This window comes from Spiribacter halobius, from assembly GCF_020883455.1.
Lineage (GTDB): Bacteria > Pseudomonadota > Gammaproteobacteria > Nitrococcales > Nitrococcaceae > Sediminicurvatus > Sediminicurvatus halobius.
In genome coordinates this window covers 4,010,799-4,033,136 of the sequence record NZ_CP086615.1, presented here as the reverse complement: position 1 = coordinate 4,033,136, position 22,338 = coordinate 4,010,799, and the positions used below count along the sequence as shown (strand labels likewise).

Annotated in this window: 21 protein-coding genes and 1 pseudogene; 8 read left to right on the top strand and 14 right to left on the bottom strand. The window is 67.5% G+C overall.

Annotation, left to right across the window (positions count from 1 at the left end):
* Positions 1-151: 151 nt before the first annotated feature.
* The 5 genes from LMH63_RS18715 to LMH63_RS18690 all read right to left on the bottom strand — a co-directional run bounded on the left by LMH63_RS18715 (position 152) and on the right by LMH63_RS18690 (position 3,884).
* Positions 152-781 carry a 2-hydroxychromene-2-carboxylate isomerase gene (locus tag LMH63_RS18715; protein WP_109680137.1) on the bottom strand — a complete coding sequence of 210 codons (630 nt, stop codon included), beginning with the start codon at positions 779-781 and terminating at the stop codon, positions 152-154.
* A 287-nt stretch (positions 782-1,068) separates the two neighbouring features.
* On the bottom strand, positions 1,069-1,590 hold the full coding sequence (locus LMH63_RS18710) for a GNAT family N-acetyltransferase (RefSeq protein ID WP_229332667.1): 522 nt from the start codon (positions 1,588-1,590) through the stop codon (positions 1,069-1,071).
* A gap of 122 nt (positions 1,591-1,712) precedes the next feature.
* A complete protein-coding gene (locus LMH63_RS18705) occupies positions 1,713-2,384 on the bottom strand; it encodes an alpha/beta fold hydrolase (protein ID WP_229332666.1) in 672 nt (223 codons plus the stop codon).
* A gap of 353 nt (positions 2,385-2,737) precedes the next feature.
* Positions 2,738-3,412 carry a glutathione S-transferase family protein gene (locus LMH63_RS18695; protein WP_229332642.1) on the bottom strand — a complete coding sequence of 225 codons (675 nt, stop codon included), beginning with the start codon at positions 3,410-3,412 and terminating at the stop codon, positions 2,738-2,740.
* Positions 3,405-3,884 (bottom strand): DoxX family protein, encoded by a 480-nt coding sequence (locus tag LMH63_RS18690; RefSeq protein ID WP_229332641.1) that lies wholly within the window; start codon positions 3,882-3,884, stop codon positions 3,405-3,407. The genes LMH63_RS18695 and LMH63_RS18690 overlap by 8 nt, the downstream gene beginning before the upstream one ends.
* 97 nt (positions 3,885-3,981) lie before the next feature.
* Here LMH63_RS18690 and LMH63_RS18685 point away from each other — a divergent pair, with 97 nt between their 5' ends.
* Positions 3,982-4,875, top strand: a complete 894-nt coding sequence (locus LMH63_RS18685) for a LysR family transcriptional regulator (RefSeq protein WP_229332665.1) — start codon at positions 3,982-3,984, stop codon at positions 4,873-4,875.
* A 567-nt stretch (positions 4,876-5,442) separates the two neighbouring features.
* On the opposite strand, the gene LMH63_RS18680 is transcribed toward LMH63_RS18685, so the two are convergent.
* The 3 genes from LMH63_RS18680 to LMH63_RS18670 form a co-directional block, all read right to left on the bottom strand.
* Positions 5,443-6,096, bottom strand: a complete 654-nt coding sequence (locus LMH63_RS18680) for a pyridoxamine 5'-phosphate oxidase family protein (RefSeq protein ID WP_158280264.1) — start codon at positions 6,094-6,096, stop codon at positions 5,443-5,445.
* A gap of 377 nt (positions 6,097-6,473) precedes the next feature.
* Positions 6,474-6,764 carry a hypothetical protein gene (locus LMH63_RS18675; protein WP_109675327.1) on the bottom strand — a complete coding sequence of 97 codons (291 nt, stop codon included), beginning with the start codon at positions 6,762-6,764 and terminating at the stop codon, positions 6,474-6,476.
* Positions 6,765-6,836: 72 nt separating this feature from the next.
* Entirely contained in the window at positions 6,837-7,355 is a 519-nt protein-coding gene (locus tag LMH63_RS18670; RefSeq protein ID WP_158280263.1) for a hypothetical protein, read from the bottom strand.
* Between the two features lie 289 nt (positions 7,356-7,644).
* Between LMH63_RS18670 and LMH63_RS18665 the strand changes: the two genes are divergently transcribed.
* A complete protein-coding gene (locus LMH63_RS18665) occupies positions 7,645-8,847 on the top strand; it encodes a two-component system sensor histidine kinase NtrB (protein WP_229332664.1) in 1,203 nt (400 codons plus the stop codon).
* A gap of 7 nt (positions 8,848-8,854) precedes the next feature.
* Here LMH63_RS18665 and LMH63_RS18660 read toward each other — a convergent pair whose 3' ends face one another.
* Positions 8,855-9,472, bottom strand: a complete 618-nt coding sequence (locus LMH63_RS18660; protein ID WP_109675325.1) for a response regulator transcription factor — start codon at positions 9,470-9,472, stop codon at positions 8,855-8,857.
* 263 nt (positions 9,473-9,735) lie between these two features.
* On the opposite strand from LMH63_RS18660, the gene LMH63_RS18655 reads away from it, so the two are divergent.
* Positions 9,736-10,389, top strand: a complete 654-nt coding sequence (locus LMH63_RS18655; protein WP_109675324.1) for a response regulator transcription factor — start codon at positions 9,736-9,738, stop codon at positions 10,387-10,389.
* A gap of 250 nt (positions 10,390-10,639) precedes the next feature.
* On the opposite strand, the gene LMH63_RS18650 is transcribed toward LMH63_RS18655, so the two are convergent.
* From LMH63_RS18650 to LMH63_RS18640, 3 genes are all read right to left on the bottom strand, one after another.
* Complete coding sequence (locus LMH63_RS18650) at positions 10,640-12,577, bottom strand: aconitate hydratase (RefSeq protein ID WP_109675322.1); 1,938 nt, start codon at positions 12,575-12,577, stop codon at positions 10,640-10,642.
* 287 nt (positions 12,578-12,864) lie between these two features.
* Positions 12,865-13,401 carry an EAL domain-containing protein gene (locus tag LMH63_RS18645; RefSeq protein ID WP_158280262.1) on the bottom strand — a complete coding sequence of 179 codons (537 nt, stop codon included), beginning with the start codon at positions 13,399-13,401 and terminating at the stop codon, positions 12,865-12,867.
* A 23-nt stretch (positions 13,402-13,424) separates the two neighbouring features.
* A complete protein-coding gene (locus tag LMH63_RS18640) occupies positions 13,425-13,760 on the bottom strand; it encodes a helix-turn-helix domain-containing protein (protein ID WP_109675318.1) in 336 nt (111 codons plus the stop codon).
* 892 nt (positions 13,761-14,652) lie between these two features.
* Here LMH63_RS18640 and LMH63_RS18635 point away from each other — a divergent pair.
* The 4 genes from LMH63_RS18635 (at position 14,653) to LMH63_RS18620 (ending at position 19,733) form a co-directional block, all read left to right on the top strand.
* Positions 14,653-16,110, top strand: a complete 1,458-nt coding sequence (locus LMH63_RS18635; RefSeq protein WP_109675372.1) for an ATPase domain-containing protein — start codon at positions 14,653-14,655, stop codon at positions 16,108-16,110.
* Between the two features lie 77 nt (positions 16,111-16,187).
* The gene (locus tag LMH63_RS18630; protein ID WP_158280261.1) at positions 16,188-18,473 is read left to right on the top strand and encodes an EAL domain-containing protein; all 2,286 of its coding nucleotides are present in this window, start codon (positions 16,188-16,190) and stop codon (positions 18,471-18,473) included.
* A gap of 386 nt (positions 18,474-18,859) precedes the next feature.
* A complete protein-coding gene (locus tag LMH63_RS18625; protein ID WP_109675313.1) occupies positions 18,860-19,180 on the top strand; it encodes an STAS domain-containing protein in 321 nt (106 codons plus the stop codon).
* Positions 19,181-19,532: 352 nt separating this feature from the next.
* A complete protein-coding gene (locus tag LMH63_RS18620) occupies positions 19,533-19,733 on the top strand; it encodes a hypothetical protein (RefSeq protein WP_109675311.1) in 201 nt (66 codons plus the stop codon).
* Between the two features lie 72 nt (positions 19,734-19,805).
* Here the strand turns inward: LMH63_RS18620 and LMH63_RS18615 are convergent, their stop codons facing one another.
* Positions 19,806-20,675: an AEC family transporter gene (locus LMH63_RS18615; protein ID WP_109675309.1), complete on the bottom strand. Its 870-nt coding sequence runs from the start codon at positions 20,673-20,675 to the stop codon at positions 19,806-19,808.
* Between the two features lie 70 nt (positions 20,676-20,745).
* On the opposite strand from LMH63_RS18615, the pseudogene LMH63_RS19600 reads away from it, so the two are divergent.
* A pseudogene (locus LMH63_RS19600) lies at positions 20,746-20,853 on the top strand (transposase); the annotation flags it as partial.
* 120 nt (positions 20,854-20,973) lie between these two features.
* Here LMH63_RS19600 and LMH63_RS18605 read toward each other — a convergent pair.
* On the bottom strand, positions 20,974-22,245 hold the full coding sequence (locus LMH63_RS18605) for an MgtC/SapB family protein (protein WP_109675308.1): 1,272 nt from the start codon (positions 22,243-22,245) through the stop codon (positions 20,974-20,976).
* Between the last annotated feature and the right edge of the window lie 93 nt (positions 22,246-22,338).

Genomic DNA, 22,338 nt, shown 5'->3' with positions numbered 1-22,338 from the left:
ACGACACGCTGGAACGTGAGGATGAAGCCGCCCGTGTCGCGGTAGCCGAGCGCACGGGCGGTGGCCTGAACGCTTTCGCCACGCGCCATGAACGCTTGAGGGAGCCGGCGCCATGGCGCAGCCCCGACAGCCAGAGAGCGCGGAACGTTGCTTACAGGGCGCCGATGGCGGTCTCGAGGGCATCCTCAAGCCGGTCGTTGCCCCAGAAGAGCTCGGGTCCGACAAAGAAGGTGGGCGCGCCGAAAACGCCGCGTGCACGGGCCTGCGCTGTTTGCTCACGAAGCGCTTCCTTGTTCTGCGGGGAGGTCGCGGCGCGAAGCGCTTCGTCCGCATCAACACCTAGCCTCTCGAGGACGGTCGCAATGACGCCCGCGGAGTCGACCGGGCGGTCATATCCGAAGTTCAGGGTCATGATTTCCCGGCAGAACGGGGCAACCCAACCGGCCTTGTCACCTGCGACAGCGACTCGTGTCGCCAGTAAGGTGTTCCGGGGGAACTCGCTGGGTCGCTTCCAGCGCAAACCGTACTTGCGGCACTGACGTGCCATGTCGCACCAGACGTATCGTCCCTTCTCCTTTTGCGCGACGAATAGCGGGGTCGTCCAGCCGAGCTCGCGGAAGATCGGCTGCAGCAGGAACGGCTTCCAGATGACGGGGACACCGTACCGTGCCGCGAGTGCTTCGATGCGCATCGCGCTCAGGTAGCTGTAGTTGCTTGCAAGATCGATCCAGAATTCGAGCGTCGGCGCGGTGCTCCCACGTGCCCGCTCCCTGTCGCTCATAGGGGCTGCCCTTCTGCGGTGGTTGTCGAGAAGCGTCTACGCGACACGGCCTGCTTACTGCCCCTTGAGCACTCCCTCAGAAGCGAAATCACGCCCCATGCTGCTCTTCGCAGCCAGGCGGGCTCCGGGTCGCTAGATGGCGCCCGAGCCGCGCGTGGTTGGTCGACGCCAACCTCAGTGAACCGGTGCGCGATCAGAGGCCACAAGTGACCTTCGCGCACATCCGGCATGACCCGTACGCATGCGGGGATGCTCGAGAGCATGCAGACCGCCGGAGCCGCGACCGGCTAGAGGTCTGCAAACGCGGCATGGAAGGCCACCGTGCCCTCGATGCCTTCGAGGTAGCCGGCGATCAGCTCAATCGCCATGAAGGCTTCTTCAGGGGCGTCGTACGGACAACGGAGTCCGAACCGGCTCGCGGGCGCAAATCCGAAGCGGGCGTAGTAATCCGCGTGGCCCAGTACTACGACCGCGCCGACGCCAATGGCGCGGCAGGCGGATAGGCCATGCTGGATGAGTGCCGTGCCGACGCCACTGCGCTGCCGTGCTGGCATGACCGCCATGGGAGCGAGGGCCATCACGCTGAGGCCCTCCTCATGGCCTACCGTTACCGGCGAGAAGGCGATGTGGCCGGTAAGGGCCGAGTCGGCGTCTTCGGCGACCAGGGAGACAAACGGAGACGCCGTGGCGCGCAGGGCCGCCACCAGTCGGGCCTCGTCCGGGCGCCCGAAGGCGGCTTCGTTGACTCGCGCGATGGCCGGCTCGTCGCCCGGCCTCTCCGGGCGCACCCGCTGGGCAGCTTGACTCACTGGTTGCGTTGACCGGTTCAGCGGCCACTCGATTGCCTGGACATCAGGATATTCGCATAACGCTCGCCCGGGCGCCTTGGGCTCGCGTGCGAAACGCCGCCCCGTGCGCCTTGCGGCAGAAGCTACAGTGGCAGTGCAGGACATCCCGGCTGAGACAGCGCCGCAAGGCGCGGTACCAGCGGGCGCGCCAGGTGTTCGTCGTAGCACTCGACGGCGCGCCAGTACGCGGCAACGCCTTCCTGGCCGCTCCACGGCCACATGTAGGCGTCGATCACCTCCGGGGGCATGGGGTGCCGCGTGGTGCGCTCGATGTGGGCGCGGATCATGCCCTCGGCGATGTGCGTGGGCAGCTGCCTGAAGGTGCCGATGTTCTCCCGCGCCTGGCGCGAGAAGTCGGTGACGAAAGGCGGGATCACGGCGGCGTCGGCGAGCACCAGGGGGCCGAGCTCCAGTCCCTCCAGCAGCTGTGCTCGCAGCGCGAAGATCGGCGCGAAGTCGAAGGCGACGATCGCCGGGCGCTCAAGGCCCCAATGCGCGACGAGCTCCACCAGGCGCCTTGGCTGTTCGTCCCAGGAGACGTTCTGCCCCGGGTAGCGATCGGAGGTGCCGAAGCCCGGCCAGTCGAAGGCATACACGGCCCAGCGCTCGGCCAGGCGGGGCGCGATGTTGCGCCAGATCACCGACCAGTTCGGCGTGCCATGCAGCAGGATGATGGGGCGCCCCTCGCCGAAACGTTCCCAGCGGACGCGGCCTTCGGGCGAGTGGTACGTGTGAGAAAGGGACCATTCGATCATCGGGTCTCTCTCCTTCGTCACGCGGTGAGCGGATCCGGCCCTCGAAGCGCCAGGAGTCCCGTCCCGCCATGCGGGGGTGGAGCACGGACATGGACACGACCGTCTCAAGACCCTTCAGGCGCCGGTAGAGAATCGCCCGGTGTGCCCAGGGACAGGCGTAGGAGACGTACAGGTGATAACGGCCCGGCTCCGCCGGCCGGGCCGGTTAGCCTTCGGGGGCTGGGCGTCCGTTCGGGGTGACCCACTCACGATAGGTGCTCGGGGCCGATCGCAGCCGCTGCAATGCCGGGTCCCCCACATGGAGCTCCGGGTGCCAGCGGCCTTCGACCAGTGCGCGTACGCGAGCCATGACGTCAGGCAGCCGCCCGGGCCAGGGCTCCCAGCGGGCTCTCCCGGCGCGCCAGGAACGTTCGCAGGCGCTCCGGGTAGCCTTCCGGCACGGCCGTGCGCACGGACGGGCGCGCGGCAAGCGCTTTGCGGTAAGCGGTCACCCGCTCGAGGCCGTCGAGTAACGCCGGCTCACCGACAGCCTCGAAGGTGTCGAAGTAGCGGAAGACCGGCGCCCAGGCGGCGTCCACCAGGTGGAACCGCTCACCGGCGAAATACGGCCCGTTGCCCAGTTGACGATCCAGCCACGCCAGCCGCTCCCGGAGCGTGCGGCGACGGGCGCCGTGCGCCTCGGCATCGGGAGCGCCGTAGAGCCCCGCAATGGCCGCCAGAGTGGCCGATGCATGCTCGATCCAGGCCCGGTGCACGGCACGCGCCACCGGCTCCTCGGGGTGCATTCGCCCCGGCGTCGTCTCCTCGAGGTACTCGCAGATGACCGCCGACTCGAAGAGCACCGCATCTCCCACGCGCAGGACCGGCACGCGTCCCAGCGGCGAGAGGGCTCGGAACCAGTCGGGCTTGTTGGCGAGATCGATGTAGATGCACTCGTGTCCGACACCCTTTTCGGTCAGCGTGATCATGGCCCGCTGCACGTAGGGGCAGAGGTCGTGGCTGATGAGCTGCAGGCGCTGCTCAGGCATGGCTTTCACCTCCACTCACCGCACGGTCCGAGGCCCGGTGGGAGGGCGTTGCACGCTGCAGCAGCCGCGACAGGCCGCCCGAAGGCTGTAGGGCAAAGCGCCCATCGCCAAGCAGGAACTGGGCAATGGCAAGCACCGTGAGGTAGAGCGGGTACTCCCAGCCCCCGCCCTCGTAGCCGAACATCCAGCCGTTATCCCAGTGAGCCCAGGTGGCCCCCGCGAGGATCGGAGTGAGAGCGAGCGCCGCCCAACGTGCCTGGATGCCGAGCACGAGCATGGTGCCGCCGATCACCTCAGCGGCGAAGACTACGTACCCGAGCCACCCGGGGAGGCCAAGGGAGCTGAAGAATTGCGCGTTCCCCGCCAGGCCGAATACGAGAAGCTTCAGCATGAGACTATGTGCGAGGAACATCACGCCAAGGGCGACGCGCAGCAGCGTCACCGCATAAGGGGTCAGATCGCGTTCAACCATGGCGTTACTCCTATTCCGATGGGGGCGATCTGTAGCGTAGGAATGCATTTGCGCATGCGGAATAGGCAAATATCGAAACTTCTGTTGCAATGGCGCAATGCTCGAGTGGGACGATCTCCGCTACGTTCGTGCTTTGGGGAGCGCCGGTACGCTCGGCGGCGCGGCAGAGCACTTGGGCGTGCACGCCTCGACCGTCTACCGCCGCCTTGGGCAGGTCGAAGCGCGTGTGGGCGTGCGGCTCTTCGACCGCCACCGCGACGGATTCAGCCTTACGCCCGCGGGTGAGGAGACGCTCGCACTGGCCGAGCGCATGGGTACCGAGGTTGAAGCCCTGGAGAGACGGCTCGCCGGTCGCGACATGCGCCCGAGCGGCATCGTGCGAGTCACCACCACGGATACGCTCCTGCTCGGGGTGCTGGGCCCGGTGCTCGGTGCCTTCCGTGCCGAGCACCCGGAGATACGCCTGGAGCTGGTGAGCGGTAACCCGTTCCTGAGTCTCAGCCGCCGAGATGCGGATGTGGCACTGCGCCCCACGGCCGATCCGCCGGAGACGCTGGTCGGGCGCCGGGTCGCTGACGTTGCAACCGCGGTCTACGCGAGTTCCGGGTACCTGGAGCGCGCCGGTGGCGGAAGGCCTTTGGAGGAGCAGAGCTGGATCGCGCCCGACGACAGCCTTGCTCATTTACCATCGGCGCGGTGGCTGCGCCGAACGCTCCCCGGTCTTGAGCCGGTGATCGAGTGCAACAGCGTTGCTGCCATGCACGTCCTCGCGCGCGGTGGCGCCGGTCTCGCCCCCATACCGTGCTTCCTTGCCGACCCGGATCCGGGATTGGAGCGGGTAACGCCGCCAATACCGGAGCTGACAGTGGGCCTATGGCTACTTACCCACCGGGATCTTCGCCGGGTGGCGCGCATCCGGGCGCTGCTCGACTTCTTGCACGTCGCCCTCGGCGAGTACACGGCGCTCTTTGCGGGTGAAGGCGACACCTGAGTCTTTCTCACCACTTGGGCCCGCAGATAATGAATACACGCGAAGCACAATGAGCGTTGTCTTACTGCCGGCGTTAAGGGTCTGCCGGCGGTGTGATGAGTATCGAGTTCATCAGGGGTTAACAGGGCGATATCCGTGGACTGGCAGCCGAGAAGGGCGAAGCTGCAGCGGGCGACGTCAAATACCCGGCCAGCGGCGCACTCGGCCAGCGCGCTCTGGTCGAGAACGCGGTACTCGCCGGTGCCGGTTCACCGCGCCTGCGCGACGAGTTCGGGAATCGCATCGACACCCGTTACGGCAAAGCCACGCGATGGGATTGCTTGCCCGATGGAGCCCTCGCCATAGCCAATGTCGAGCGCGGTCGTTGGATCTCGGGGCAAGAAGGACCTCGAGGAGTGCAGCGTCCGTGATGCGGCGGTTCGGAATGCCGTTTGCTCCAATGGCCCTGAACCACGGCGCCGCCAGGGTGTGCAACTGGGATTTCGCATGCCCCTGAGCCCGGCGAGGTACCGAAGCGGCTCTACTGACGCGGTAGTTCGGTTGTGGCTGGCCGCCTGCCGGACAGGCTCACCTCCGATAACGCTCGACATAATCGGGGCACTCGGGCGGAGGGGAACCACTCGAATCCGGTTGCGGCTGCCCGAGCGCGAGATGGGTGGGTAGAACCCCGGCCCAGCAGGGGAAGTCCAGGTCGGCCGGATCGTCGACGGGCGGTCCGCTGCGACGCTTGATGGAGAAATCCTCGATCGGCATCGCCAGCAGTCCCGTGGCTTCCAGCTCCTGCCGGGTTGGCCTGCGGGCGTCTTGCGACCGCCCCGGGACAATGTGCTCGACGAGTAGCTCGAGCGCCTTATCCTTGTCTTCGATATCCGTGATCGGCTCGCACTGCCCGAACACCACCACCGAACGGTAGTTCATGGAGTGGTGGAACGTGGATCGGGCGAGCACTAATCCGTCGAGCAGGGTGACCGCCACCGTCGCCGGTATGCCCTTGGCAAGCTGGCGGTAGATTCGGCTGCCACGCGCGCCATGCAGCAGCAGTCGGTTTCCGTCGCGGCCGAACCCCATGGGCACAATGAAAGGACGCGCGTCCATCGTGAATGAGACATGCGCCACCAGCGCCTCATCGAGGATCGAGTAGGCATCCTCGACGCAGTAGCTCGCTCGCTCAGGGTGCCGGCGAACCCGCCGGTATGCCGGCTGCGTTTGGTGTGTGGTCACAGTGGTGCTGCTCGCTGCCCATGCCTGGATCGTTACCCTACGGCTCGCTCCGGTACGAAGTAAGTGCCAATTTTGAAGCCCTGAGAGGGGCCAATCTTTTCCGCCTGCTCATCCTCAACGCTCCGCAGCGCGCGCGACACGAGAGCGCCGAGCCTGTCGCCCCACGGCTTCTCGGCGCGGAGGTCCACGGTCGGGGAGCAGTACCGCCATCAAACTCCGCTACGTGAGCGACCTCCACCTGGAGGTGAGCGGCCGGGGGCTGAATCGTGAGGATATCCCGTTCCGGATGCCTGTCTGTGACGCCGACAGGCACCCCGGGTGGCACGGCCGAGCCGTGCAGCGGCGGCCCGGGCGTGCGCCCGCATCGCGTCAGGGGCTCAGGCGCGCTGGGCGCGGGTGCCCCGGGTGGCGCCTGCCGCCGGCGGCCAGCGCATGCGGATATAGCTGTCCGAGAAGCCGCAGCGCAGGGCCATGGCGTGGGCCCGCAGCGGGTCGATGAAGCGCAGCGGCGAACCGTCCTCGTGCCCAAGCACACCGGCGTGCATCTGCCCCGAATTCCGGACCTCCGCCCACAGAACGAAGCTTCCGCAGCCGTCCCAGGCCGGGCGGATCTCCACGTGGCCGGTGGCGCCCCGGCGCAGCAGCGAGCTGACTTCCGACGCATGCATGAGGTCTCTCCTCCTCCTGGCCGCCCGGCCCGCGGGATGCGCACACATTCCCCGGGGCCGGGCCGGGACGGATCAGCGTGCCGCGCGGCTCGAGGACCGCTGTCGCCTCTCGACGCCGGCGGCGGGCTCGGCATCGGCGGCGGGCTGCTCACCGGGGACGCTGGCATCGGCATCATGCGAGGCGGCGGCGCCCTCCGCGCCGGCCTCCGGGGCGACGGGCTGGTTGAACGGGTACGCCGTTCCGACCTGCTCGATGGCTTCGAACCAGGCGTGCCAGAGCTGCGCCCGGGTGTCCACGGCGGCGTCCGAGACCGCCAACAGCGTCCGTGGCGTTTCCCAGCTCCCCGTCGTCTCCGGGAGCAGTCCCTGCCACTGCTCGATATACCGGTGCTCGAGGGCGAGCACGCCGTCCACGGCGGTGCGCGCCGCGCGCAGCTGCTGGCGGTAGGTGTGCTCAAGGCCACGGACGGGGTCCTGCAGCGACTCGGTGTCCGTGGTGAGCCATTGGCGGCAGAACTCGTCTCGGATGGCGTTCAGGCCGCTAAGCAGCGACATGGCGTCAGGGAACGCGGTCCGGTTTTCCTGAGGCATGCAAGTTCCTCCTGCCCGAAGGGCTTCGGTTGCGGAAGTCAGCTCCAAGGGGGAGCCGGCGAGAAACCCGAATGGAAAGTCTAGGCGGGGAGGTTGCGGGAGAGTATTGGGCCATGCCTTGAGCAGGCTGTGGGCACACCCTAATGCTCGCCCGTCTGCTGTGGCGTGCGTCACACTCGTGGCCCTGGCGGCCGTCGGGCGGTAGTTCCCGGGCGCACGCGCAGCGCTATCCTGCCGGTGTGGCGGCGGCAGGTGATCGCCGCGCCGGGCAGACGACGAGGGTACGAGGATGGCTGATGCAGGCACGGTGCATTCGGAGATGCCATCGGCGGCGGATGGCACGGGGCCTCTGGAGCCGGATTTCCGGCAGTTGCTGGAGCGCTTGCCGGTGGGCGCCTATCTCTGCGATCCGACCGGCAGGATCGTCTATTACAACGAGCGGGCGGCGGAGCTCTGGGGCCGGCAGCCGGACCTGCATGACGGAGCGCATCGATTCTGCGGCTCGTTGCGGCTATTTACGGTGGACGGTCAGCCGTTGCGGCACGACCAGTGCTGGATGGCGCTGGCCCTGGAGGACCAGGTGAGCTACGAGGGCCGCGAGATCGTCATCGAGCGCCCCGATGGCACCCGGTTGACCGCACTGGCGCATGCCAACCCCCTCCGCAGCGAGGACGGCGCGGTGGTTGGCGCGATCAACGTCCTGCTGGACATCAGTGAGCGGCAGCGCGGGGAAGAGCGCCAGCGTGAGCTGGAGGCGGCGCTGGCGCACCTCGGCCGGCTCGGACTTGCCGGGGAGATGGCCGCCGGTTTCGCGCATGAGCTCAACCAGCCCCTTACCTCCATCGCCAACCATGGTGCGGCCTGCATCAACCGGCTGCGCAGCGGCGAGACCGCCCTGGACGATGTTCTCGACTCGCTGCAGCGGATCGTCGAGCAGGCGGAGCACGCGGGGGAGGTCATTCGGCGCCTGCGGGGGTTCACCCGCCAGACCGCGCCGCACCAGCAGATTGTGGACCTGGGTGCGCTGATCGGCGAGACGCTGCGGTTCGTGGCCATGGACGCCCGCGAAGCACAGGTGGAGCTGTGCCCCGAGCTGCCTGACGGCGCCGTGCCCGTGTGGGCTGATCGGGTACAGATCCAGCAGGTGCTGGTGAACCTCATTCGCAACGGTATTGAGGCCATGGCCGCGAATGCCCCCGAGACGCCCCGCAAGCTGCGCATCATTGCCGAAGCGGCAGCCGCGGAGGTGGCCGTGTCGGTGACGGATACCGGTCCCGGCATTCCGCCATCGACTGGGGAGCGACTGTTCTATCCGTTCGTCACCAGCCGCCCGCAGGGCATGGGGCTCGGCCTCGCCATTACCCGGGCGATCGTCGAGGCCCATGGCGGCCGCCTGTGGCTGGCCGAGGCGGGGGGTGCGCCGGGGAAGGGCGCCTGCCTGCGCTTCACCCTGCCGCGGCCGCCTGAGGGCCGGCAGGGGGATTCCGGGTAAGGCGGGCTTACTCCTCCGTGCCGGCGTCCAGCTCCGCGGCTCGCACCAGATCGTAGAGGGATTCGGCGCCAAGCTTGCGCATCAGGCGCCGGCGATACGCCTCCACCGTCGAGACACTGACCCCGAGCTCGGCAGCGGTGACCTTGTTGTAGGTGCCTTCAGCCACGCGATGCAGGACCGTGCGCTCGCTGGCCGTCAGGCGGGCGAGGCCTGCGCGCAGCCTGGTTTCCTCCTGTTGGCGCAGGCGCCGCCGCGCATCCAGCGCCAGCGCCTCGCCCACCACCTCTAGCAGCCGCCGGGGCCGGAAGGGCTTCTCGATGAAGTCCAGCGCGCCCGCCCGCATGGCTCGCGCCGCCATGGGGACGTCAGCATGTCCGGTGATCACGATCACGGGCAGCTGGGCATCCATCTCTGCGAGCTGCCGCTGCAGGTCGAGCCCGCTGATCCCCGGCAGGCGTACATCCACGATCAGGCAGCCCGGGCGCTCCGGCGAGAACGCCTGCAGGAACGCCTGTGCTTCCGGGAAGATCTCGGTGCGGATTCCCTGGGATTGCAGCAGGGCGGCGATTGACTCGCGGACGGCCGCGTCATCGTCCACTACGTACACGGTGGCATCGGGGGCCATGGGGAGATTCGCTCGCGTGTGGGAGGGCCCTTCTACAGGAGGGGCTGCCGCCGGTGAATGAGGGGTAACCACTGCCCGCTGCAGGTCATCCCTTGCGCCATCGCCGCGCGAGTCGTCCCGCCGTCCCCCTAGGCAGCCAGTAACTATACTGGGGATGAGAGGCGTGTAGCGGGCGTGAGGGGGCATTCCGCCCGAATTGGCCCCGCGCGCCGCGCCGTGACGACCTCCTGCAGGCGGCAGCCAAGTGTCGGGGGAGGTGGGGCATGCCTGGGATCGACAGCGCGACCGTCGTTCTGGTGGTGCCGGATGCAAAGCGCGCGGAGGATTTTCAGGCATTGCTGGCCTCGGTGCACCTCGAGTGCCTTCGGTTCCGGTCCGGCGTCGAGGCGCTGGCAGGGCTCCGGGCGCAAAGCTGGGGCTGCATGCTGGTGCATGTGGCGGGACTCGATTGCTCTACGCCGGAATTCCAGCGCCTGCTTGCCTCCCGCTGGATCCGCTTGCCCACCGTGTATCTCACCGAGAGCACGACCGTTGCTGAGACGGTGGCGGCGTTCCACGCCGGCGCGGCAGACTTCCTGGAGTTCCCCTGCAACGACCAGAGGCTGATCGACAGCGTCCACCGCGCACTGGACGCTAGTCGGCGTGCCTGGCGTGATCGCGAGCGGCGGGAGGACTGCGCCCACCGTTTCCGCGGGCTGACGCCAAGGGAACGGGATGTGATGGAGCCTATGGTCAGGGGCTGGCCGAACCGGCGTATCGCCGATGCCCTCAGTGTCAGCGAGAAGACCGTCGAGGTCTATCGGGCCCGGGTGATCCGCAAGACCGGGGCCGGAAACCTGCCCGGACTCATGCGCATGGCGATCCGCGCGGGGCTGTTCGAGCCCGGGCCGCGATGGCACGGCCACGGCAGCGGCTGAGGGGCATGCCGCCGCTGCCAGCTACGGAAAGGCTGAAAAGTTCGCCCGGGCCACTTGCGTCATGTCGCCTGCGTGGCGTTGTATCCCATTCGTCGGGTTCCTGCCGCAGACGTGCAGGTCGGCGCCTCGCTGCCCATCCGATGGCGCCGACCAGTAGCGCCGCGGCACCGGCAATGAGCATGTGCGTGCGAAAGCGCCGGCCGGCCTACTCGCCCTCTCTCGCTTGGTCCCGATCAGGCCCCCGCCCGGTTCACGCCGCTCTACGGGCCCGCACCCAGTTGATCAACCCGCCGGCGAGCAGCACCTCCAGCTGGCGTTCGCTCAGGCTATGGCCGACTGTCAGCGAAGCGCCGCGGGTACGGTTTTGTACCTTAATGCGACCGTCGCGCAGGCCCTGGTGCAGGTCCTCGACCACGAGCTCGTCACCCTCGGCGATGCGCTCGCCGTCGGCGGCGTCGAGGAACTCCAGCGGCACCACGCCGAAGTTCACCAGGTTCTGCCAGTGGATGCGCGCGAAGCTCTTCGCGAACACGGCCTTCACGCCCAGGTAGGCGGGCGCGATCGCGGCGTGCTCCCGGCTCGAGCCCTGGCCGTAGTTGTCGCCGCCGACGACGAACGAGCCCCGCGCCTGGTGGGCAATGGCGCGCTCGTAGTAGCCCTCGTCCAGGCGCGAGAAGGTGAATTTGCTGATCTCGGGGATGTTGCTGCGCAGCGGCAGCACCCTGGCCCCGGCGGGCATGATCTCGTCGGTGGAGACATCGTCCCCGGTCTTGAGGAGCACCGGCCCCGCCAGCCGGTCCGCCACCGGCGCGAAATCCGGCAGATCGGCGATGTTTGGGCCCTTGTCGAGCGCTACGTCGCTGCCATCCGCCGGGGGCGGTGTCGGCACGCCGATCGCCGGATCCACCGCGGGCTGCTCGTCGAAGCGCGGATAGGCGATGCCGAGGTGGCGCGGGTCAATGATCTCGCCGGTAAGGGCAGCGGCAGTGGCGGTCTCCGGACTGCAGAGATACACCGAGTCCTCCGGCGTGCCCGAGCGTCCGGGGAAGTTGCGCGGCACCGTGCGCAGGCTGTTGCGCCCGGTGGCTGGCGCCTGCCCCATGCCGATGCAGCCGTTACAGCCGGTCTGGTGCAGCCGCGCTCCTGCCTCGATGAGGCGCGCCAGGGTGCCGTCCTGGACCATGCCGTCGAGCACGCGCCGCGAGGTGGGGTTGACGTCAAAGGAGACGCCGTCGGCAATGCGCCGGCCCGCGACCATGTGGCCGGCGATGCCGAAGTCTCGCAGCCCCGGGTTTGCCGAGGACCCGATGTAGCTCTGGAACACCGGCCGTCCGGCCACCTCGCGCACCGGCACGACGTTCCCGGGGCTGCCGGGCAGGGCGATGAGCGGCTCGAGTCGCGATAGGTCGATCTCCACGGTATCGTCGTAGACGGCACCCCCGTCCGCGGCGAGTGGCTCCCAGTCGTCGCTACGGCCCTGACTCTCCAGGAACTCGCGCGTGCGCTCATCAGAGGGAAAGACCGTCGCCGTGGCGCCGGTTTCCATGCCCATGTTGGCGATGACGTGGCGGTCCATGGCGCTCAGCCCAGCGACTCCCGGGCCGAAGTACTCCAGAATCCAGCCCTTGCCGCCGTCGACGCCGTAGCGGCGGAGCACCTCGAGAATGACGTCCTTGGCGCTCACCCAGTCGGGCAGCTCGCCGCTGAGGCGGATGCCCCGCACCCTCGGCATCTTCACGTGAAACGGCTCCCCGGCCATGGCCATGGCAACCTCGAGGCCGCCGGCGCCGATGGCGAGCATGCCCAGAGAGCCCGCCGCACACGTGTGGCTGTCCGAGCCCAGAAGCGTCTTCCCGGGGCGGCCGAAGCACTCCATGTGCACGGGGTGGCTGACGCCGTTGCCGGGCGGCGAGAAGTGCAGACCGAAGCGGCGCGCCGCGCTGTGCAGGAAGACGTGGTCGTCCGGGTTGCGGTAGTCCTCCTGCAACAGGTTGTGGTCCACGTACTGGGCCGAGAGCTCGGTGCGCACCCGAGGCAGGCCCATCGCCTCGAACTCGAGCATCACCAGGGTTCCGGTGGCGTCCTGGGTAAGTGTCTGGTCGATGGTGAGCCCGATCTCCCGGCCGGGTTCCGGCATCCCTTCCACCAGATGGGGCTCGATCAGCTTCTGGGCGGCGTTCCTCGGCATGAACGGCTCCTTAAAGTGGCGGGCCGTTACCGGGACTCTGTGGGTGGAAGCCAGGAATGCAAGGGGGCGGCGGGGGCTGGCAACGCCGCGCATCGTGTTCGAGGTGTGGGAAGGGGTGACTGGTCCCACCCTGGGCGGTGCTCGTAAGGGTCACCGGCCGCCCCACAATGTAGGGCAGGCCGTCCGCACATTATCCGCCGAGCGGTCCCGTCGCAGGGGATTCAACCGCCTGGGTGGCTTTTGCCTGGCAGCGCGAATGGCATGAGGCGAGCGACCGTTGCCGAGAGTCAGCCGCTACGCTCGGTATTGCGCGGGGCGAGAGGGGTTTGCCGGACGCGCTCGGATTCGACAGGCCTGCTGTACAGGAAGCCCTGCACGAGGTCGCAATCGTGCTGGCGCAGGAATGCTTCGGTCCCCTTGTCCTCGACGCCCTCGGCGACTGTTACCAGACCGAGATCCTTCGCCATCAGGATAATGGCCGACACGATGCGCGCCTTGGCGCGGTCCGCTCCGACACGGCTTACCAGTGAGCGATCCACCTTCAGCCGATCGATCGGCAGCGAGGTCAGGTGTCGGACCGAGGTGTAGCCGTCGCCGAAATCGTCGAGCGCAATGGTGGCGCCCGCCTCCTTGAGCTGAGATAAGCGCCGGTGCATGGCGCGACTGTCCTGGATGATGGCGGTCTCGGTGATCTCGACCTCAATGCTTCCGGGAGCGAGGCTCGCACGGTCGAAGGCTTCGATGATGCGCGAGACAAAGCTCTGGCTATGCAGGTTGCGCGGCACAAGCGCGATTGCCGCAGCACTGTGCGCCGTTCCCTTCACGGGGCGATGCGCAGCTGCGTCGCTCAGCTCTCGTCGGTTCCGGTGCCGTCGAGAATCGCCCGGGCCGCGTCAGCCGCTGGCCCGACGATGTCCCCGATGTCGTCGGAGCAATCGGCGAAAGCGAGTATGTGCACGGTGAGCGGTGGAAAATCGAGTGCACGACAGAGGTTGTTGACCTTGGCACACGTCGGCTCCTTGAGTCCCCGCTCAAGCTCCCCGATGTACGCGCGCGAGACGACCGAGGTCATGCCATCCTGAGGGATACCACGATAGCGCCGCATGCGGCGGATCGCCTTGCCGTAGCTGCCGTGTTTCGCCATGCCGCCGTCCGCGTGTGTTGACGGCGCGTAGACCACCATAAGCGAGTGCTTCCGGCGACCTGCTATTGACTGACATGCTTTAGCATGTAGCCTGTGGGCACTTTTTGTCTTGCGTACGTTCCGTCTCCGGAAGATTCGATGTCGCAATGGACGTGCCTGACTGATGGCACGAAAACGCCCCTGGCCGCCGCGAAAAGTCTTTCACACCTGCCATTGGTGCAACGCGCCTTTCCCGGCGCTACCGCCCGAGGTGAATCAGACGCCGTGGCCGGGTTCCGGCGAAACGCCCTCGGCAGGGTATCTCTCTGCAATGGGCTGCCAAACGGGACGCCCACACGGTTGCCGCTTCTCCGCCTCACCGTGAGACGCCGGCCCACCCTTGTATGTATGAGCAGTTCCGATGGGTGGTCGCGCGCCTCCAAGACGGCCTGGTGAGCCATGTGGATCCCATTTCGCTGAATATCCCAAAGCCTTGAATCCGCTGCCGTCGCAATTCTTAGGGCATTACTGGTTGATTCGGGCATATCGCCAACTCCTACCAAGCGGCAAATCGTTGGATGTGAAATTGCTAACCAGTTTATGACTCACTTGAAGCGTGTCCGCGTTGCGAGCAATGCGCCGGCTGAGTTCGGTAGCGCCCTGTCCCGACGATTCCTTGTGGAGGACCCCGACATTCTGTGGGGCAGCCGCCCTGGCGCCAAGCACCCTTGTCCCGGATTGCACTACCTCGCGGACAGGATCTGCGCTTGGACCGGTATGAAACCGAGCCCGTATGCGCGTGTCGTCCGTCGCGTGCGTTGGACCAGTGGTCCGCGCGCTCCGGCGCCTGGTTCGATCTCCCAGGTTGGGGCGTCGGCACTCCAGGGAGTCTTAACAGAATTCCCGGCAGATTCGGTGCCTTCCGATTCGAGGTAAACGAGGGTTGGACGAGATGAGCGAAGGGCAACAGGAGCGGCTTGGCACCGGGGTGCCGGGGCTCGATTCCATCCTGGGTGCGGGTTTGCTACCAGGCCGGTCCTACCTGGTTAGCGGCCAGCCAGGCACGGGCAAGACGACCCTGGGCCTCCATTTTCTAGCCGCCGGCGAACCTTCAGAGGGCGTGCTGGTGAGCCTGGGTGAGGCGGAGCGCCATATCCGCGACGACGCGGCCTCCATCGGACTCGAACTCGACGGGATTCAGGTCATCGATCTCTCGCCGGGGGCGCAGGGTGAGGGGGCGGCAACCTATTCCCTGCTCGAACCGTGGGAGGCCGAGCAGCCCGACATCCGCGCTCGCATCGAGGCGGCGTTCCCGGCGGGGCCGCCCCGGCGTGTCTTCATCGACGCCCTGAGCCAGTTTCAGCTGCTCGCCCCCGATGCCTATCAATTCCGCAAACAGGTCATGAACCTGCTGGACTACCTGACCGGCGCGGGTGCCACCGTCGTATTCACGGCCGAGCAGGGTTCGCCCGCGGAGCAGGACCTGCGCTACCTCGGTGATGGCATTCTGCAGCTGGACTGGAGGGAATCCGGTCGCGCGCTGTCGGTGGTGAAGTTCCGCGGTTCGCGATTCGCTGAGGGGCGTCACACCCTGCGCCTCGGTGGTCAAGGCATGCGGGTCTACGAGCGCCTCGTCCCGGACGAGCACTGCCGGCAGTTCTCTCCCGAACCGGTTCCCTCCGGCATCCCCGCGCTGGACAGGCTCATTGGCGGCGGTCTGGATCGAGGGACCGTGTCGATCATCTCCGGCCCGACGGGGGTCGGCAAGACATCGCTGGGCGCCCAATTCCTCCATGAGGCGGCGCGACGTGGCGAGCGCTCGGCAATCTTCAGCTTCGAGGAAAGCCTCGCCACGTTGCGGCATCGCTGCGAGCACGTGGGTATCCCGCTCGACGAGATGGTTGAGCGCGACGCCCTCACGGTTGTGGAAGTCGAGCCACTCGCTCTGACGCCGGACGAGTTTGCCTGGCGGGTTCGAGACGAGATCGAGGCGCGCGGCGCACGCATGGTCATGATCGACAGTCTCGCCGGCTATCGGCAGTCCGTCCGCGGCGAGGATGTTGGCCAACATGCGCATGCCCTGTGCCGCTACATGGCGAACATGGGCGTGACCGTTCTGCTCATCAACGAGATCGGCTCGATCACCGGCGGCGAGCTGCGGGTGACCGAACATGGCATCAGCTACCTCTCCGATGCGGTGCTGCTCCTGCGCTACATCGAGATCGGGGGGGAGATTCGCAAGACCATCGGGATGCTCAAGAAGCGCACGGGTGATTTCGAGAAGACGCTGCGGGAGTTCGAGGTGACCGCGGAGGGTCTGGTGGTTGGTGAGCCCCTGCACGACCTGCGCGGCATCCTGCGTGGCATCCCCGAAGTCGTCGACCGGGCGGGGGGCGCGACGCCCGGATGACGTCAGAGGTAGAGCAAAGCACCCGCGCAAGCCGGGTGGAAGTCGCCTTGCAGGGCGCCGCGGATCGCGCCTTGCTGATGCGAACGCTAAGCCCTGAGGGCTACGCAATCGAGGCCTTCGATGAGGACTGCTCAGCTGGCACCGATGCTGATCTGCTGATCATCGATCAGCCGTCGCTCAAGGGACGACGCGACCGGATCAGGGCGCTGCGTGCTGCCGCGAGTCCGGTTGCTCTGCCCGTGCTCCTGCTCGCTAAGGAGGGGCATGTGTCCCCCACGCTCGTCGCAAGCGAGCTTGGTCACACCGTCGATGACGTGCTCCGGATCCCGAGCACCGGGCACGAGTTACGCGCCCGGGTCCGGAATCTCATCCGGCTGCGGGCGCTCTCGGTGGAGCAGTCGGCAGCCCATGGGCGGACGCGCCAGGCTCTTGCTGGGGTCAGCCGGGCGCTGCGCATCCTGCACGCCTGCAACGAGGTCATGCTCTGGGAGACCACCGAGTCGGGGTTGATCAACTCCGTCTGCCGGATGATCACGCAGTCCGAAGGCTATGCGCTTGCCTGGGTGGGTTTCGCCGGCATCGATGCTGGCGAGCGCGCGAAGATCATGGTTCACGCGGCGTCGGGGCCTTCGGCTGGCTATGTCCGGGGTCTCGACATTCGCTGGGACGACAGTCCGAAGGGGCACGGGCCCGCCGGTTGGGCGCTTGCGAGCGGCACGACGCAGATCATCTCGGATACGGCGGCGGCGGAATGCCTGGCGCCCTGGCGCACCCACCTCGATGACTGGGGGCTGAAGGCCGTGATCGCGATGGCGCTCGAACCTGAGCGCGGCGTGCCCGGGGTGCTGGTGGTCTATTCCACGCGGGCGGGCGATTTCGGCGACGAGGAGCGCCAGCTCCTGGAGCGGCTCGCCAGCAATCTGGCGTTCGGTATTGACCGCCTGCGCATTAAGGAGGAGCAGGAGCGTCAGGATGCCAGGATCCGGCAGCTTGCCTACAGCGACGCGCTGACAGGGCTGCCGAATCGGCGCTGGCTGTTGCAGCGCCTGGAGCAGGTCGTCTCGGCACAGGGTGAGGATCAGACCGCGGCGGTGCTGTTCATCGACCTGAATGACTTCAAGCTCGTCAACGACGCGCTCGGGCATGCCGCCGGGGACGAGGTGCTGCGCTGCACGGCCGAGCGTATCCAGCAGACGCTGCGCAAGGACGACCTGGTGGCACGCCAGGGGGGTGACGAGTTCATCGTGGTGCTCGTGGACAGCCCCCGCCAGCCGGCAAGCGATGGCCGTGACGGCGAGCAGCGTCTGCGGCAGGCGGCAGATGCCCTTGCAAGCCGCATCGTCGAGACCCTGCAGCAGCCCTTTGACATCCAGGGCTATCGACATCGCCTTGCTCCGAGCATCGGCGTGAGCCTGTTGCCCTACCTCGGAGCGGATGCCGAGACGGTCATCGACCAGGCCGACATGGCGATGTACGAGGCCAAGCAGTCGCGCCGGCGAACGGAGACCTATTCGCCCGAGATGGGCCATCACCGCCAGCAGCGCCTCTCCCTCGAGGCGCAGTTACACCAGGCGTTCGAGGCGGAGGAGTTCCGCCTGCACTACCAGCCGATCTGGGAGCTCGAGACAGGGCGCGTCGTGGCCGTCGAGGCACTGCTGCGCTGGACCAACCGTGAAGGCCAGCCCATGTCCCCCGGGGACTTCATGCCGGTGGTGGAGGACATCGGGTTGATCGAGCCCCTCGGCGACTGGGTGCTGGCGAGCGCCGCCCGGCAGCTGGCGCACTGGCAGCGCGAGGGGATCGAGCTCTGCATGGCGGTGAACCTCTCCGTCAGTCAGTTGCAGGGTACCGCGGCGTCGGCCCGGATCCGCGATCTGATTACCGCCGAGGGGACGGAGCCGCGTGCATGGTCGCTGGAGCTCACCGAGGACGTGCTGATGCGCGACCCCGACGATGTCTCGGTGGCGATGCAGGCGCTAAGCGATGCGGGGTTTCGGTTGGCGCTGGACGATTTTGGGCGCGGGTACTCCTCGCTCGCACGCCTGCAGTCGATGCCACTGCACGCGCTGAAGATCGACAAGATGTTCGTGGATTGCCTGGGAAACGGGCGGCAGGGCGAGGGAATCGTCAGCGCGATCGTCGACGTCGGCCGGCATCTGGCTTTGACCGTCGTGGCGGAAGGCGTCGAGACCCGGGCACAACGCGATCGGCTCGAGGCAATCGGCTGCAGGCTCGGGCAGGGATTTCTTGCAAGCCCGGCCCTGCCGCCTCAAGAGATTCCTCAACTGACCCTCGACCCGATAGCGCCGCCCGGCGCTGCGAGTGTGGACGCCGGGGCGCGTTGCGGGCTCATGGATCCGTGAACACACCTTGCGGCCACCCGGCTTGCGACCCGCCGGCGATCGCGTCTGGACCGCAAACAGGTGTCGGGGCGTGAAGCACACAACACGCTCCTCGAAAGGTCGGACCGGCGGTCGCGCGACGGTGGCTCGTGCCCTGCGGGGGAGCGGAGCGTTGAGCGCGGCGAGCGCTGCGTTGAGCGGCGCATCCGCTGCCGTCGGAATCCACGACCGGAAGAAGTCGCTGATTTTTCAAGCGACCTTCCCGAGGACTGCTCGAAGCCCAAGCCGGAGACCAGGCTCTGCAGCCGCTTGCTCTCAAGCGTCGCCTTAGGGCCGTTAGGCCTGGCCGGACGTTTCTTGGGCCTGCCCGAAAGAGGTGCGATCGCGAAACGCGAGGGTCTATAGGGATGGCTGACTCAATTGCTCACATTTCAGCATACCGGGAGTCAAATGGATGTATGCGCATAAGAGTCCGTGGGCGGCTTGCCTTACAGAATCACCGAGACTTCCGGGCTGTGTATGATGGCATCAGCGACGTCAGGCACTACATCGTCGACCTCTCGGAGACGGAATATGTCGACAGTGCGGGATTGGGAATGCTTGTTTTATTGCACGAGTATGCACAAGCGCGGAACGCGACAGTCGAGTTGGCTGACGCCAACGAACGCACGGCACGCATTCTCCGAATCGCCGGGTTTGACAAGATTTTCATGATGACTAATTGCTGATCCGAACGAGTTCTGCCCGTATCGGCTGATTGTGCCGGCGGCCGTCGACCAGCGAGCGGAGATTCAAAGCCTGTCGATGGTTCATTGGGCTGCTCGATCGAGCGCTGATCCTCCGGTTTGCCGCTGACGTGGGCCAAACCCGGGGCGGAGCCCAGGCAGCTGCATACCGACTTGCCGTCGTCGTGTTCCCCAGGGCTTTACGCATCTGTCTTTTGGCGTTTGGGAATAGGATTCAGACAGTTCCAAGTTAATCTTGGGCGCTGGAGATTTGACCCGCCAACCACGCGGGTTTTCCGTGCGCAATGTCGCGATCCTTATTTCAAGAGATCACAAGCGTTGACCGGGACTAAGCGTGAGCGACCGCCGCTACGCGCTCTCGCAGCGTCTGGTGCACTGGACCGTGGCCTTGCTTCTGCTGCTCTCCCTCGCCAGCGGGTTGACGCTCGACGCTCTCGGCTTCTTCGGGTTGCGTGAGGCCTTGGGGCTTGCCGCGAGGAATCTGCTGTATCCCCCGCTGCCCGCCCAGCCGATGGCGCTCCGTAAGTGCCACTGATCCGGCAGCCGTGAACGGCGCGGTCCCGTGGCCAGGCCGCGGGTGACCCGTCCGCCCGGCAGGTCGGTCGCGCTAGAGCAGCATGGCGAGGACCGCGGGGATCACCGCCAAGGCGGCCAGATTGCCGAAGGCGACGATGGCGGCCACCTCGGCAGGCTGCTGGCGGAAACTTTCGGCAAGGATGTAGTTCAGCACCGCGGGTGGCAGGGCGGCGAGCAGGAGCAGCAGTCCGGCCTGCTGGCCGGACAGACCGGCGGCGAGGATCCAGGGCACGGCGATGGCGAGCCCGGTCAGCGGTGCCAGCAGGCCGCCCAGTAGCCCGATGCGCCAGTGGTTCAGGTCGAGATCGGTCAGGCGCACGCCGAGGGAGACGAGCATCAGCGGGATGGCGACGTCAGCGAGCATGGCGATGCCGGGGCGAAGCATCTCCGGGGCGCGCCAGTCCAGCGCCTGGGCCGCGATGCCAGCAATGGTTGCGAGCACGATGGGGTTGCGCAGCAGGCCAAGGAGGTTCAGGCCGCGGGACAGTAGCCAGGCCCCCAGCGTGAAGTGGATCAGCGTCGAGGTCACGAACAGCGTAACCGCCGCCGATAGTGCGCCCTCGCCATAGGCGAAGACCATCAGCGGCAGCCCCATGTTGCCGACGTTCTTGAACATCGCCGGCGGCACCACGGTGCGCCATTGCCAGCCAAGCAGGCGGGCGGGCAGCCACGCCAGCACGCCCGAGCCGAGCACGATCACGGCGGCGCCGAGCGCCAGGCTCCCCAAGCCGCCGATATCGCCCACCTGCTCGGAGAGCGCGTGAAAGATGAGCGCCGGAGAGAACAGGCTGACGTTCAGGCGGTTTGCGGTGTCCATGTCCGCCGGGCGCAGCTGGGCGTAGGCAAAGCCCACCAGCACGATGGCGAACACGGGTACGACGATGTCGAGAACCTGGAGCATGGCCGGTGATCCTGAACCGGGTGCGGCTGCGGACAGGTTCGGATTCTCGCACGCAGACGACCGTGGACAGATCGCCTTCGCGCTCAAGCGGTGGGAGCCCGGCACCCCGGTCGCCGAGGTCTGCCGCAAGATGGGCGTGAGCGATACGACGCTCTACAGCTGGCGCAAGAAGCATGGCTGCCAGCGCTTGCTGATGATGCCCGGGCGCGATTGCTGGGCGGACAATATTCCTTTAGCGAAACGCTGATCGATTCCTGCGACCAGAGCTCTCGCGAATGAGTGTCATGGTCAGGGCTGGCTAGGCGGCGTACAGCGCCACCGCCAGCGCCGCAAGCAGCACCGCGAGGGCAAACGGAAGTAGCGCCCGCAGCAGCTCAGGGCCGCCGGCCAGCCGCACCAGCGCGAGCTTGAGCAGGGTGTTCGCCGCCAGTGCCGCGAGCAGCGCCCGCGCGGCGAGCGCCGGCTCCAGCGCGGCCTCGGCCAGCCGCCCGAGGGTCAGTGTGATGGCGTTCAATTCCGCCAGACCGGCCAGCGCGGCGACGGCGAGCACGCCGCCGCTGCCGAGCCAGCGCCAGGCGGCCTCACCGGCGATGCCGACCGCCCCGAGCAGCAGCGCGAAGCGCAGCACCAGCGCCAGCTGAAAGGGCCGCCCCGGCTGTACCGGGCCGGCCAGGCGCTGGCTTCGCACTCGCCAGCTCTGGGCCAGCGCGACCACCACCCCGGCGGCGAAGGGTGCGGCCAGCACCAGCCCGGCCTGCGGCAGCAGCGCCGGTGCGGTAATCGCGACCAGCAGCAGCATCCGGGGCACGGCGGTGCTGGCGCCGAGCATGATGCCCAGGGCCAGAAGCGTGGTGTTGCCGCCGAGTCGTGCCCGCTCCCGGGCGAGCGCGACGGTGAGCGCGGTGGAGGAGGCCATGCCGCCGAACAGGCCCGTCAGCAGGATGCCGCGGCCGGCGCCGGCGATGCGCACGGCGAAGTGGCCGACAAAGGAGATGCTGGCAATCAGCACCACCAGCCACCACAGCCGATAAGGGTTGATTGCCCCCCAGGGCCCGAGCCCCGCGTCCGGCAGCAGCGGCAGAATGACTACCGAGATGAGCAGCAGCTGCAGCGCGGCAATGAGCTCCCGGCGGTCGAGCCGGGCCACCCAGCCATGCAGCTCCGGCTTGAGGCTCAGCATGAGGGCGGTGACCACCGCGCCGGCCGCCGCCGCGGCCGGCGCCCCCGCCACTGCCAGCGCGCCGAGGGCGAAGGTCACCAGTGACGCCACCAGGCTGGTGATACCGTACTCGGCGGTCTCGCGGCTGCTGATCCAGTGCGCGGTCACCACCACCAGCGCGACCACTGCCAGGGCCACCGCCAGCACAGCCGGGCCGAGCCGCTCGGCGAGCACGGCGGCAAGGCCGCCGAATAGCCCGAACAGCCCGTAGGTGCGCAGCCCCGCCACACGCTCGCCTTCGGCGGCGTCGCGCAGCCGCCAGCCGCGCTCGAGCCCGATCAGCAGACCCACCGCCAGGGCCACGGCAAGGCCGCCGAAGAGCGTGAGGTTGCTGCCGTGCTCCACCGCCATGTCCCCACCCTATTCCCAAGGCTTCGGTCCGGATAGTGTTCCGTCTCCGGCGCGGGATCGGCCAATCCAGCCGCCCTGCGCCGGTCTGTCTTG

Excerpts from the sequence above, each read along its gene's own strand:
- LMH63_RS18650 (WP_109675322.1), bottom strand. The coding sequence starts at position 12,577 with ATGCCGAGGAACGCCGCCCAGAAGCTGATCGAGCCCCATCTGGTGGAA.
- LMH63_RS18665 (WP_229332664.1), top strand. The coding sequence starts at position 7,645 with ATGGCTGATGCAGGCACGGTGCATTCGGAGATGCCATCGGCGGCGGAT.
- LMH63_RS18690 (WP_229332641.1), bottom strand. The coding sequence starts at position 3,884 with ATGGTTGAACGCGATCTGACCCCTTATGCGGTGACGCTGCTGCGCGTC.
- LMH63_RS18660 (WP_109675325.1), bottom strand. The coding sequence starts at position 9,472 with ATGGCCCCCGATGCCACCGTGTACGTAGTGGACGATGACGCGGCCGTC.
- LMH63_RS18715 (WP_109680137.1), bottom strand. The coding sequence starts at position 781 with ATGAGCGACAGGGAGCGGGCACGTGGGAGCACCGCGCCGACGCTCGAA.
- LMH63_RS18635 (WP_109675372.1), top strand. The coding sequence starts at position 14,653 with ATGAGCGAAGGGCAACAGGAGCGGCTTGGCACCGGGGTGCCGGGGCTC.
- LMH63_RS18675 (WP_109675327.1), bottom strand. The coding sequence starts at position 6,764 with ATGCATGCGTCGGAAGTCAGCTCGCTGCTGCGCCGGGGCGCCACCGGC.
- LMH63_RS18655 (WP_109675324.1), top strand. The coding sequence starts at position 9,736 with ATGCCTGGGATCGACAGCGCGACCGTCGTTCTGGTGGTGCCGGATGCA.
- LMH63_RS18605 (WP_109675308.1), bottom strand. The coding sequence starts at position 22,245 with ATGGCGGTGGAGCACGGCAGCAACCTCACGCTCTTCGGCGGCCTTGCC.
- LMH63_RS18630 (WP_158280261.1), top strand. The coding sequence starts at position 16,188 with ATGCGAACGCTAAGCCCTGAGGGCTACGCAATCGAGGCCTTCGATGAG.
- LMH63_RS18640 (WP_109675318.1), bottom strand. The coding sequence starts at position 13,760 with ATGGTGGTCTACGCGCCGTCAACACACGCGGACGGCGGCATGGCGAAA.
- LMH63_RS18685 (WP_229332665.1), top strand. The coding sequence starts at position 3,982 with ATGCTCGAGTGGGACGATCTCCGCTACGTTCGTGCTTTGGGGAGCGCC.
- LMH63_RS18695 (WP_229332642.1), bottom strand. The coding sequence starts at position 3,412 with ATGCCTGAGCAGCGCCTGCAGCTCATCAGCCACGACCTCTGCCCCTAC.
- LMH63_RS18705 (WP_229332666.1), bottom strand. The coding sequence starts at position 2,384 with ATGATCGAATGGTCCCTTTCTCACACGTACCACTCGCCCGAAGGCCGC.
- LMH63_RS18670 (WP_158280263.1), bottom strand. The coding sequence starts at position 7,355 with ATGCCTCAGGAAAACCGGACCGCGTTCCCTGACGCCATGTCGCTGCTT.
- LMH63_RS18625 (WP_109675313.1), top strand. The coding sequence starts at position 18,860 with ATGGCTGACTCAATTGCTCACATTTCAGCATACCGGGAGTCAAATGGA.
- LMH63_RS18615 (WP_109675309.1), bottom strand. The coding sequence starts at position 20,675 with ATGCTCCAGGTTCTCGACATCGTCGTACCCGTGTTCGCCATCGTGCTG.